Genomic DNA, 11,576 nt, shown 5'->3' on the forward strand with positions numbered 1-11,576 from the left:
TCGATGAACTGGCCGGCCGTCAGCGCGATCTACCTCTTCGAGATGGCCCGCTTCTGGCGCACCGGTCTGCAGAGCATCGTGGCGCCAGTGATCGCCACATCGCTCTACTTCGTGGTCTTCGGCGCGGCGATCGGTGCCCGCGTGGCCTCGGTGGACGGGGTCGCCTACGGCGCCTTCATCGTGCCCGGCCTGATCATGCTCTCGCTGCTGACGCAGAGCATAGCCAATGCCTCGTTCGGCATCTACTTCCCGCGCTTCGCCGGCACGATCTACGAGATCCTGTCGGCGCCGGTCTCGCCGCTCGAGATCGTGCTCGGCTATGTCGGGGCGGCCGCCTCGAAATCCATCCTGATCGGCCTCATCATCCTGGCGACGGCCGCGCTGTTCGTGCCCCTGCGCATCGAGCATCCGATCTGGATGGTGGCGTTCCTGCTCCTCACGGCGGTGACGTTCAGCCTGTTCGGCTTCCTCATCGGGCTTTGGGCCGACGGGTTCGAGAAGCTTCAACTCGTGCCGCTCCTCATCGTGACGCCGCTGACCTTCCTCGGCGGCAGTTTCTATTCCATCGAGATGCTGCCGCCGTTCTGGCGGGCGGTGAGCCTCGTCAACCCGGTCGTCTATCTCATCAGCGGCTTCCGCTGGAGCTTCTTCGGCGCCTCCGACGTGAGGGTGGAGATCAGCCTCGCCATGACCCTGGTCTTCCTGGCCGCCTGCCTCGGCGGCGTGGTCTGGATCTTCCGGACCGGCTATCGGCTGAAGAGCTGATCTCGATTGCCTCAGATCGCGTGGCCGCGACGGGCGCCCTCTCCTTTCCGGAGAGGAGACACGCGTTAATAGTGGTAATCCGACGCTTGGTACCTATCCACAAGCATCTGAGAAGCGTGGGTATCTGACGTCAAGTTCGTTGATACCAGTAAGCCGACAGCGAGAAGGATACCTCACGTTCATTCCCTTTCGCCCGCGCCGCGATGCACCATTCCAAGTAGCGGCAAACTGCCCTGGCTTGCCCTGGGTCCAATGCATCCCAACGCTCTCTTAGGAGCGCTAGCTGCCAAGCGATAACTTCGTCTGTTGTAGTAGAGGGGTCAAAGACGCAGAGGTAAGATGCCGGATCGGAATTAAGATCAGCACCTCGTAGGTCAGCAATTATGAACGCAGGAAGGTAGAAACGAGCCGCCTCGTTGGTAAGGAACCCAAAGCCGCTATGACGGTCTATCTCAGCCACCGTGTCTGGCGGGAGGGTGCTCCAATCAGTTATTACAGCGAGATCCGCCCCAATGCGGATATCCTCCTCACGATCACCTTTCGAGATCGAACCGAAATCTTCGGGGCGATGGGTTGGGAAAGATCGCCGAATTTCAGTTTCAACTGGTTCAGCCGCTGTGCTCATGAAGCATAGATATCAATCGTACCAAGGTCCGCAACGGGTCAAGGCTGTGTGAAAACGCAGGACGGCTCTGAAATCGCGGAATAGTCTTCAATGCGTTAGGCATTCAAGCGTCTTACAGGCTGCCTCAGATGCCATAGGAATGCCTATTCCAACGCAACCCATGGAGCTTGAGAGGAAGTTCTTCTACTGCCTCCGCGTTTTCACACAGCCTCGGTCGTGAACGGACGGTACCAACCGTCAGGTTTTGACCACTGGATCATTTCCCGCAGCGACGGTCTCGATCGGCCGAACCGATCGTCCGGAGAGCGTATGATCCATCTTCCTCAGGGCCGCTCGTCGAGGAAGGCGAGGACGCCCTGCCGGTGCAGCTTGTCGCCCACCGCCGTGCTGTGGTCGCGGTTGGGCAGTTCGAGGCTCTTCGCGTTCGGCATGAGCGCGGCGAGGGCCGGAGCCGAGCCCGCCACCGTGTCGAGGGTCCCCACCGTGACGAGGGTCGGTGCCTCGATCTGCGAGACCTCCTCTCGCGATAGGGTCTGTCGCGAGCCGCGCATGCAGGCGGCGAGCGCCTTGAGATCGCTCTTGGTCTGCTCGGCGAAGGTGCGGAAGGCGGCGGCCGTGAGGTTGGGCGCCTTCTCGCCGGCGGGCGCTTCGAGGGCTTCGGCGATGCCGTTGGGCAGGCCCCTGCCCTCCACCAGATGCAGCCCGAGCCCGCCGAGGAGCACCGAGCGGACGCGTTCCGGATTGTCGAGGGCGAGATAGGCCGAGATCCGCGCGCCCATGGAATAGCCCATGATGTCGGCGCGCTCGATGCCGAGATGGTCGAGCAGGCGGCGCGCGTCCTGCGCCATGATGTCGGAGCCGTAGGCCTCGGGATCGTACAGCTTCTCGCTCTCGCCATGCCCGCGATTGTCGAGGGCGACGACCCGGCGCCCCGCCTCGGACAGGGTCCTCACCCAGAGCGTGTTGACCCAGTTGACCGAATGGTTCGAGGCGAAGCCGTGGATCAGCACGATCGGATCACCGCTCCCGCCCTTCGCCGGCACGTCGATATAGGCGATGGTGGTCCCGTCGGAATCGAAGGTCTGCATCGGCTCGTCCATGCCTTTCGAAGAAGTCGCCATCGGTCGAGGGCTCGCCCCCATCGGCCGCCAGACTCGCCCTTCGGCAGGGCGGAGGCAAGGCATGCGCGGCCGAGGCGGTGACAAGAGATCGTTTCCCTCGTCCCGCAGGGGATCGTCCGACGCGCCTGCCCTTGCCGCCCGGCGGCTCCGGCGCGATGAACGACGGGATCGTCATTGCGCTGCAGCGCGACCCGTGCCGGTGGATTGTCGAGGAGACGGACGGCCCATGATCCAGATCGTTCCCGTCGTCGTCCTCAAACACGTGGTGCGCGCGCCGCAGCCGGACGTGTTCCGAGCCTGGACCGATCCTCTCCTGATCATGCGCTGGCTCGCACCCGGCACGTCCGTGGTGGAGCACGTGGAGACCGACCCGCGAGTGGGCGGCGCGTTTCTGCTGCGGGGGCGCGACGCGAGCGGGGCGCCCCATACCGTGACCGGGCATTACGAAGACATCCGGCGCGGGCATCACCTGCATCAGACCTGGATCTATGACGGGCCGAACCCGCTCCTGCGCGTCGGCGAGACCGTGGTCCATGTCGATCTGCTCTCCGTCGGCGACCGAGCCACGGAGATCACGCTCACCCATCGCCGCATCGTCAGCGCGGATGTCCGGAACGCCTATCGGGCCGATTGGCGGAGCTGTTTCGGCAAGCTTCAGGCCGCCCTGGGCTGAGGGTTTTTTCGTGGAAACCGACCCGTTCCCGCTGCGCCCCCTTCTCCTGCGCCCCCTTCCCCGGACGGGTGGAGCGCGGCGGAACCCGATCCGGGGCCCAGCGCAGAAAGCCGCGACGCGGCCGTTCATCTGAAGCCGCTCCCGCGGCACGTCTCGCGCTGGGTCCCGGATCGCCTTCCGCTGATGCTGCAGGCGTCCGGGAAAGGTGGAGGTTTTCGCCTCCTCCGGATCGCACGACGAAAGTCGGTGGCCGGGCCATGGCGATCACGCTCACCCCTCTCCAACTGCGCCCCCTTCCCCGGACGGGTGGAGCGCAGCGGAACCCGATCCGGGGCCCAGCGCAGAAAGCCGCGACGCGGCCGTTCATCTGAAGCCGCTGACGCGGCACGTCTCGCGCTGGGTCCCGGATCGCCTTCCGCTGTCGCTGCAGGCGTCTGGGAAAGGTGGTCTGTTCTCTCCCTCCCTAGATCGAAATACGAAAGAGGGGCCGCGGCGCGCGCCGCAGCCCCCCGGTTGATCGTCGTTCCGTCGATGGTTCAGGCGAAGACGGGCTGGCCGCTGGTGACGGCGCGCTGGGCGACAGCCTCGTCGTAGAGCTTCTGCTCGTTCTCCTTGTGGGTGAGCGAGAAGCGCACCGAGATGGCGCAGAGCGACGAGATCAGCACGGCGATGCCGAGGATGAACAGGGCGCCGGGCAGGTTGCCGACACCTTTCAGGAGGAAGCCCGCCGCCACGGCGCCGACATTGCCGCCGGCGCCGATGATGCCGGCGACGCCGCCGAGCGCCTTGCGGTCGATGAACGGCACAAGGGCGTAGGTGGCGCCGCAGGCCATGTGGGTGAACAGGCCGAAGGCCAGCATCGCGACGACGGCGAGGGTCACCGAGCCGGCATAGGCGAAGGCGAGGAGGCCGAGCCCCTCGCCGACCATCAGCGTGAACAGGAGCAGCGTGCGTCCGTCGAGGCCCTTCGAGCGGGCGACCCGGTCGGAGGCGATGCCGCCGAGCGCGCGGGCGAATAGGGCCAGCAGGCCGAAGCTGCCCGCCGCCATGCCGGCCTGGGTCAGATCGAGGCCGAAACGCTCGACATAATAGGTCGCCGCCACTGCATGGATGAAGATCTCGACGCCGAAGCAGGCGCCGTAGGTGATGGCGAGCATCCAGACACGGTAATTCACCATCGCCTGCTTGAAGACCGCCCAGCCGCCCTTCTTGCCGGAATCCACCGCCACGCCGCGGGCGCGCAGCTCCATGATGTTGCCCTCGGGCGTATCCTGGGTGAAGCGGTAGTACAGGACGGCGACGATCAGCATCATCACGCCGGGCACGATCATCGACAGGCGCCAGCCCATCGTCTTCTCGACGCCGAGGCTGAGGAGGGCCGCGAGGATGAGCGGCATCACGCTTTGGGTGACGCCGCCGCCGGCATTGCCCCAGCCGCCCACGGTGGCGTTGGCGGTGCCCACCACGTTCGGCGCGAACATCACCGAGGTGTGGAACTGGGTGATGACGAAGCTCGCCCCGATGGCGCCGATGGCGAGGCGGAAGAACAGGAAGCTTTCGTAGGAATTGGCGAAGGCGATGCCGATCACCGGGATCGCGCCCAGGGTCAGCAGGGCGGTATAGGTGAGCCGCGGGCCGAAGCGGTCGCACATCGGCCCGATCAGCAGGCGCACCAGGATGGTGATGCCCACGGCGGCGATGTTGATATTGTAGACCTGATCGTTGGTCAGGTGGAACTCGCCCTTGATCACCGGCATCAGCGGCGCGACAGCGAACCAGGCGAAGAAGCAGACGAAGAAGGCGAGCCAGGTGATGTGGAAGGCCCGCATCTGCGGCGTGGCGAGGCTGAAGAGATCGATTCGGGTGGCTTTTCGGGATTGCATCGGAGGGGCTCCAGGCGATCGGATTTCTCCCGGCACTCCTCGCGAGTGGCCCCCGTCCTGCGGGGTGGGGAGAGACTGGTCGCTCACGCCACAGTGAGCACGAGCCGCCTGTGGGACGAGGCGCCTCTCGCGGGCGCCGTTGCCCACGGACGGCCCTGTTGCATCGCACATGCCAAGTGGAGCGCGTCTCGAAAGGCCGGCCGTCATCGCGCCGTCGCGCTCTGGGAAGAGCCTCGGGAGCCGGGTCGGACGACCATTCCGGCCGCCGTCAGGCTGCCTCCCTCATGGTCGCCTGCGCATTCGATGATCGGGAACTTGCGTTGTTTTCAGGCATGGCGCGGATTTGTGCAGAGGCATCGGCGAAGGCCGGCCCGGCAGGTGGCGCTTGCCGTGCGCCCCTCGGGCTGGCATCACCCGCCGCAATGACCGACACGCATTCTTCCGGCATCCCGCCCTTCGGCACTTACGCGCCCACGGGGCTCGTCGCGCGCATCACCGATCGCACGGTGAAACTGTCCGGCCGGAGCTGGGCGGGGCGACGCCTCGGCTTCCTGTTGCGCCGGATGGCGATCACGATGCTGCACGGACAGCCCCTCGACGTGGAGCGGTTCGGTGCGCGGATGCGGCTGCATCCCTACAACAACAATTGCGAGAAGAAGGTGCTGTTCACGCCGCAATTCTTCGATCCCGAAGAGCGTGCGCTGCTGAAATCGCGGCTGGAGCCCGGCTGCACCTTCCTGGATATCGGGGCGAATATCGGCGCCTACGCCTTGTCTGTGGCGGCCTTCGCCGGGCCGCGCGCCCGCATCCTCGCCGTCGAGCCGCAGCCCGACGTGTTCGACCGGCTGACCTACAATATCGGCCTGAACCCGTTCGGCACGGTGAAGGCGGTGGCCTGCGCGGTAGCCGACAAGGCCGGCGAACTCACCCTGTTCGTCGATCCGCGCAACCGCGGCGAATCGAGCCTGAAGATCGTCGGCACCAACGAGGGCGCGCAGATCCGCGTGCCGGCGGTGACCCTGCTGGGCCTCGCCCAGGGCGAAGGCATCACCCGCATCGACGCGATGAAGCTCGACGTGGAGGGCGCCGAGGACCTGATCCTGGAGCCGTTCCTGCGCGAGGCGCCGGCCTCCCTGCATCCCCGCCTCCTCGTCATCGAGGACGGCACGGCCCAGTGGCAGATCGACCTCGTCGGCCTGCTGGAAGCGCGCGGCTACCGCCAGATCGCCCGCACGCGGCTGAACCTGATCTTCGAGCGCAGCGCGGATTGAAGGGCGTTCGGCTGTCCCATCCTGCGCCCTGATCATGTGATCGAGACAGGGATTGCCGAAGACGTCATCGCAGACCCCGGCACCCATCCCTTCCCCGGACGGGTGGAGCGAAAGCGGAACCCGATCCGGGGGCCAGCACGGGAAGCCGCGCAGCGTCCGCGTCTGGCGCCATCGGGCACGAGCCGCTGCGCGGCAATTCCCGTGCTGGGTCTCGGCTCACCCTCCGCTTCGCGGCGGGCGGCCGGGAAATGGCTCCCCTGGCGGGAAGCCCTCTCTCGCTCAGAGCGGGATGTTGTCGTGCTTCTTCCAGGGCTGCTCCATCTCCTTGGTGCGCAGCATGCCGAGCGCCCGGGCGATGCGCTTGCGCGTCGAGTGGGGCATGATCACCTCGTCGATATAGCCGCGCTCGGCCGCCACGAAGGGCGAGAGGAAGCGGTCCTCGTACTCGCCGGTGCGCGCGGCGATCTTGTCGGTGTCGCCGATCTCGCTGCGGAAGATGATCTCCACCGCGCCCTTGGCGCCCATCACCGCGATCTGTGCGGTGGGCCAGGCGTAGTTGATGTCGGCGCCCACATGCTTGGAGGCCATCACGTCGTAGGCGCCGCCGAAGGCCTTGCGGGTGATGATCGTCACCAGCGGCACCGTGGCCTGGCTGTAGGCGAAGAGCAGCTTGGCGCCGTGCTTGATCAGGCCGCCATATTCCTGGGCCGTTCCCGGAAGGAAGCCGGGGACGTCCACGAAGGTGACGATCGGGATCGAGAAGGCGTTGCAGAAGCGGACGAAGCGGGCGGCCTTGCGGGAGGCGTCGGAATCGAGCACGCCGGCCAGCACCATCGGCTGGTTGGCGACGAAGCCCACGGTGCGGCCCTCGATGCGGCCGAAGCCGGTGATGATGTTGCGGGCGTAGGTCGCCTGGATCTCGAAGAAATCGCCCTCGTCGACCACGCGCCGGATCAGCTCGCCCATGTCGTAGGGCTTGTTCGGGTTGTCCGGGATCAGGGTATCGAGGGACTTGTCGAGGCGCAGCGGATCGTCGAAGCTCTCGATCTCCGGCACGCCGTCGATGTTGTTGGCGGGCAGGAAGTCGAGCAGGCGGCGGACCTGCAGGATCGCCTCGACATCGTTCTCGAACGAGCCGTCGGCGATGGAGGACTTGGTGGTGTGGACCTTGGCCCCACCCAGTTCCTCGGCCGTCACCACCTCGTTGGTCACGGTCTTCACCACGTCGGGGCCGGTGACGAACATGTAGCTCGTGTCGCGGACCATGAAGATGAAGTCGGTCATGGCCGGCGAATAGACGTCGCCGCCGGCGCACGGCCCCATGATGACGGAGATCTGCGGGATGACGCCGGAGGCGGCGACGTTGCGGCGGAACACCTCGCCGTAGCCGCCGAGCGCGGCGACGCCCTCCTGGATGCGGGCTCCGCCGGCATCGAAGATGCCGATGATCGGGGCGCGCATCTTGAGCGCCATGTCCTGGACCTTGATGATCTTCTGGGCGTGGGTCTCCGAGAGGGAGCCGCCGAACACCGTGAAGTCCTTCGAGAACAGGAAGACCGTGCGGCCGTTGATGGTGCCCCAGCCGGTGACGACGCCGTCGCCGGGGATCTTCTGCTTCTCCATCCCGAAGTCGGTCGAGCGGTGCTGCACGAACATGTCGAATTCTTCGAACGACCCGTGGTCGAGGAGGAGCTCGATGCGCTCGCGCGCCGTCAGCTTGCCGCGCTTGTGCTGGGCGACGACCCGGTTCTCACCGCCGCCGAGCCGGGCTTCCGCGCGCCGCTCTTCGAGCCGTTCGAGAATGTCCTTCATGCTGTTCGGGCCCTGAGATGGATAAGAGGGAGGATGCCGTGCCGCTTCCCGCAGCGAGGCTTGGCGGTATACGTCAAATGCGCCTTAGCACGAGCCAAAGGCAGCGAAAACGGATTTAAAGCGCCAGCGTCGATACCGTCGCCGCGGCCTCGAACTCCGCCTTCCGCAGGGCGTGGCGCGCCTCCGCCTCGGCGTCGCTGCCCCAGACACTGGCCTGATAGGCCTCGTCCACATGGGCGGCGATCCAGGCCTCCTGCGGGGTCAGGCGCCCGTGCAGGGTCGCGAGAGCGATGAGAAGCGAGCCGGTCAGCGTCGTCATGGTGTGGAGCGCCGCCAGCCGGAACGGCCCGTCCACGGCCGCGATGGCCCCGCGCAGGGCGGCCACCGACTTCTCCGGTTGGGTGACGTGCATCACCCCCTCGCTGAGGATGAGGCGGGCGCCGAAGGTCTCGTGCGCCCAGTCGAGCACGGGGTCCCAGGCGCGGGCCTGATCGGCCACGAGGCGTTCGGGGTCGGCGGCGCGATAGGCCACGAGATCCGTGCCGGCATAGGCCGAGAGATCGTCGATCACCGCCCCGCGCCGGGGCGCGACGCCGTCGATGGCAGTGTTGGCGAGGCGCGTCAGCGGCATGATCGAAGGGTCGATGACGTCGACCTGTGCCGCCCATTCCGCCGCCACGGCCTCGGCGAGCGCCCGCGTCGGCAGGCGCAGCGGGTTGCGGGCCGGCGTGTTGGCGGGCCGTCCGTCGAGGGTCAGGCGAAAGCCGTCCTCCTCCCCGGCGAGACCGGCCTGCGTGTAGAACCGCTTCGGCAGGGCGACGCGCGTCTGCGCGCGCACGGACCGGTGCGGATCGTGAACGGGAGGATCATCGGAGGCGCCGAGCCAGCCGGCGGGATCGTCGTTGCTCATCATGGAGCGGGGTTCTAGCGCATCGCGTCACGGCCCGCGAGCGCCGAGCCGATCGCTATTCGGGTGCCAAGTCTCCGACGATGGTGTCGCCGCCGACGTCGCGCAGGCCGCCCGAGAACAGCTCGCCCAGCGCCGAGGCGGTTTCTACCACCGTCACCGCCCCGGCTCCGAACAGGGCGCCGGGCGGGTGATAGCCCCAGGCGACTCCGATGGCCGCCGCGCCGGCGCTCACCGCCATGTCCATGTCGTAGGTAGTGTCGCCGATCATCACCGTGGTCTCGGGCACGGCGCCCACATCGGCCATCGCCCGACGCAGCATCGTCGGATCCGGCTTCGACGGCGCATCGTCCGCGGTCTGGGTGGTGGCGAACACGTCGCCCCAGCCGTGGCTCTCGATCAGCCGGTCGACGCCGCGCCGCGATTTGCCCGTGGCGAGGCCCAGCCGCAGGTCTTCGCGCGCGCGCAGGCGCTCGATCAGGTCGCCCATGCCGGGAAACAGCGGTTCCTCGTAGGAGGGGTCGAGCCGCAGCGTGTTGAAGGCCCGCTTGTAGCTCTCCGACAGGCTCTCGATGGGCCCCTGCTCGCCCACGAGGCGCCGGAAGGCCTGGGGCAGCGACAGCCCGACCACCGAGAGGGAGACGGCACGGGTGGGCGCCTCCATGCCGTGTTCGGCGAAGGCCATGCCCTGGGCGGCGACGATGAGATGCTGGCTGTCGACCAGCGTCCCGTCCACGTCGAAGACGACGAGCTTCACCGGACCCTACGGCGCGACCGCCTCACGGCTCGGATCCTCGGCGACATGGCCGCCTCATGGCTCGGATCCTCGGCGACATTGGCGCCTCACGGCTGACGCCCCTGCGGGGATTGCTGGGCCGGGTTCTGCCCGGGCTTCGGGCGCTCGTAGCCGAGCTTGCAGCGGATCAGGAAGCGCCGCCGCACGCCGCCGCGCAGGTTGCGCGCATGGGAGAGCCGGTTGCAGCTGGCATAGGACCGCCGCCGGCGGTCTCCTGCTCGTGTCTGCGCGCCCTGGCGGCCGACGGCAGGGGGCGGCGGCGCCTGGTTCTGCGCGGCCGGCACCGGCGTCGCCTTCGGCGCCGGTGCCGGCTGGGGCTGTTGCGGGTTGGGCGCCTGAGCCACGGCCTCGGAGGTCAGCGAGGCTGATCCGAGGCATACGAACAGGCCGACGAGTGCGGTGCAGGCCATGGTCGCGAACGTCATCGGCATGTTGTCTCGCTGCAAGAGCACGGAATGTCGGCGCCAAGAAGCCTGCATCAAGGATAAGGCATGGCGTCCGATTGCCAAGGCGCATGATCGAAGACGCATGATCGAAGGCGAATCCGCGTGCGGCACGCCGCCGACTTGCCTGATTGACCCGATCTCCTCTGCCGGAATCGGTTCAGGCCTCCGGTGCTTCGACGATGGGATCGTAGCGCGACGCGTCGAAGCCGAGCAGGTTCCAGCTCTGCGCCATGTGCGCCGGCAAGGGCGCGGTCACGTCCACGGGCTTCGCCGTGCGCGGATGCGGGATGACGATGCGCCGGGCGAGCAGGTGCAGTCGGTTCTGGATACCGCCGGGCAGTTCCCAGTTCTCGATGCTGAAATATTTCGGATCGCCGACGATGGGGTGGCCGATATGCGCCGCATGGGCGCGGAGCTGGTGGGTGCGTCCCGTCACCGGTTTCAGCGACAGCCATGAGAGCTTCTGCGCGGCGTTGTCCACCATGGCGTAATAGGTCAGCGCGTGGGCGGCCCCCTCGTCGCCATGCTGCGCCACCCGCATGCGGGCGTCGCCGTCCGTGGGCTCCTCCTTGGCGAGGTAGGTCGAGATCCGGCCCTGCGGAACGCGCGGGACGCCGGCGGTGAGCGCCCAATAGACCTTGCGGGCAGCCCGCGACCGAAAGCTCTTGGCCAGCGTCGAGGCGGCGATCCGCGTCTTGGCGACGATGAGGCAGCCGGCGGTGTCCTTGTCGAGGCGGTGGACGAGGCGCGGCTTCTGTCCGTCGGGCCCGGTCAGGGCCTCCAGCAGCCCGTCCACATGGCGCACGGTGCCGGAGCCGCCCTGAACCGCGAGGCCGAAGGGCTTGTTCAGGACCATCATGTCCGCATCCTCGTAGAGGATGAGGGAGCGCAGGAAGTCGGCGTCGGTGGCGTCGCGGGCGATACTGCGCGGACGGTCCGCGACGGGGTCGAGCTTGAGCGGCGGCACGCGTACGCTCATGCCGGGCAGCAGGCGGTCGTTAGGCTTGGCCCGCTTGCCGTCCACACGAAGCTCGCCCTTGCGGACGATGCTCTGCACGCGGGTGAAGGGCAGTTGCGGGAAGCGCGTGGTGAGGAAGCGGTCGATCCGCATCTCGGCCTCGTCGTCCTCGACGATCAGCGTCTGAACGCCGGAGGCAAGCGTGGCGGAGGCGGCGGCACGCTGCTCGCGCCGCGTCGGTCCCTCGGCCACGGGCTCGGGGGGCTTGGTGCCGGCGCGGCGGGGGCGCGGCGCATCGAAGGCTTTCGCCGCGACCTCG

General features: G+C 67.4%; 12 protein-coding genes. 4 read left to right on the top strand and 8 right to left on the bottom strand.

Annotation, left to right across the window (positions count from 1 at the left end; genetic code table 11):
• Positions 1-3: 3 nt before the first annotated feature.
• Positions 4-765 carry an ABC transporter permease gene (locus tag ACFQ4G_RS15105; protein ID WP_379040501.1) on the top strand — a complete coding sequence of 254 codons (762 nt, stop codon included), beginning with the start codon at positions 4-6 and terminating at the stop codon, positions 763-765.
• Positions 766-895: 130 nt separating this feature from the next.
• Here the strand turns inward: ACFQ4G_RS15105 and ACFQ4G_RS15110 are convergent, their stop codons facing one another.
• Entirely contained in the window at positions 896-1,225 is a 330-nt protein-coding gene (locus ACFQ4G_RS15110; protein WP_379040503.1) for a DUF6714 family protein, read from the bottom strand.
• Here ACFQ4G_RS15110 and ACFQ4G_RS15115 point away from each other — a divergent pair.
• The gene (locus ACFQ4G_RS15115; protein WP_238205297.1) at positions 1,205-1,399 is read left to right on the top strand and encodes a hypothetical protein; all 195 of its coding nucleotides are present in this window, start codon (positions 1,205-1,207) and stop codon (positions 1,397-1,399) included. The genes ACFQ4G_RS15110 and ACFQ4G_RS15115 overlap by 21 nt on opposite strands.
• A gap of 314 nt (positions 1,400-1,713) precedes the next feature.
• On the opposite strand, the gene ACFQ4G_RS15120 is transcribed toward ACFQ4G_RS15115, so the two are convergent.
• Positions 1,714-2,478, bottom strand: coding sequence for an alpha/beta fold hydrolase (locus ACFQ4G_RS15120; protein ID WP_238205529.1), 765 nt, complete (start codon positions 2,476-2,478; stop codon positions 1,714-1,716).
• Between the two features lie 259 nt (positions 2,479-2,737).
• On the opposite strand from ACFQ4G_RS15120, the gene ACFQ4G_RS15125 reads away from it, so the two are divergent.
• Positions 2,738-3,184, top strand: coding sequence for an SRPBCC family protein (locus tag ACFQ4G_RS15125; RefSeq protein ID WP_238205298.1), 447 nt, complete (start codon positions 2,738-2,740; stop codon positions 3,182-3,184).
• A 536-nt stretch (positions 3,185-3,720) separates the two neighbouring features.
• Here the strand turns inward: ACFQ4G_RS15125 and ACFQ4G_RS15130 are convergent.
• Entirely contained in the window at positions 3,721-5,067 is a 1,347-nt protein-coding gene (locus tag ACFQ4G_RS15130) for an MFS transporter (protein WP_238205299.1), read from the bottom strand.
• Between the two features lie 422 nt (positions 5,068-5,489).
• Between ACFQ4G_RS15130 and ACFQ4G_RS15135 the strand changes: the two genes are divergently transcribed.
• The gene (locus tag ACFQ4G_RS15135) at positions 5,490-6,338 is read left to right on the top strand and encodes an FkbM family methyltransferase (protein ID WP_238205300.1); all 849 of its coding nucleotides are present in this window, start codon (positions 5,490-5,492) and stop codon (positions 6,336-6,338) included.
• 279 nt (positions 6,339-6,617) lie between these two features.
• Here ACFQ4G_RS15135 and ACFQ4G_RS15140 read toward each other — a convergent pair whose 3' ends face one another.
• The 5 genes from ACFQ4G_RS15140 to ACFQ4G_RS15160 all read right to left on the bottom strand — a co-directional run.
• A complete protein-coding gene (locus tag ACFQ4G_RS15140; protein ID WP_238205301.1) occupies positions 6,618-8,150 on the bottom strand; it encodes an acyl-CoA carboxylase subunit beta in 1,533 nt (510 codons plus the stop codon).
• Between the two features lie 115 nt (positions 8,151-8,265).
• Positions 8,266-9,060 carry an ATP12 family chaperone protein gene (locus tag ACFQ4G_RS15145; protein ID WP_238205531.1) on the bottom strand — a complete coding sequence of 265 codons (795 nt, stop codon included), beginning with the start codon at positions 9,058-9,060 and terminating at the stop codon, positions 8,266-8,268.
• Between the two features lie 55 nt (positions 9,061-9,115).
• Positions 9,116-9,814 (bottom strand): HAD-IA family hydrolase, encoded by a 699-nt coding sequence (locus tag ACFQ4G_RS15150; protein ID WP_238205303.1) that lies wholly within the window; start codon positions 9,812-9,814, stop codon positions 9,116-9,118.
• Between the two features lie 86 nt (positions 9,815-9,900).
• Positions 9,901-10,278 carry a hypothetical protein gene (locus ACFQ4G_RS15155; protein WP_379040496.1) on the bottom strand — a complete coding sequence of 126 codons (378 nt, stop codon included), beginning with the start codon at positions 10,276-10,278 and terminating at the stop codon, positions 9,901-9,903.
• Between the two features lie 178 nt (positions 10,279-10,456).
• Positions 10,457-11,576, bottom strand: a 1,120-nt coding sequence (locus ACFQ4G_RS15160; protein WP_379040498.1) for an RluA family pseudouridine synthase, incomplete at its 5' end; no start/stop codon positions are given.

The sequence above is a fragment of the Methylobacterium marchantiae genome, assembly GCF_042679825.1.
GTDB lineage: Bacteria > Pseudomonadota > Alphaproteobacteria > Rhizobiales > Beijerinckiaceae > Methylobacterium > Methylobacterium marchantiae.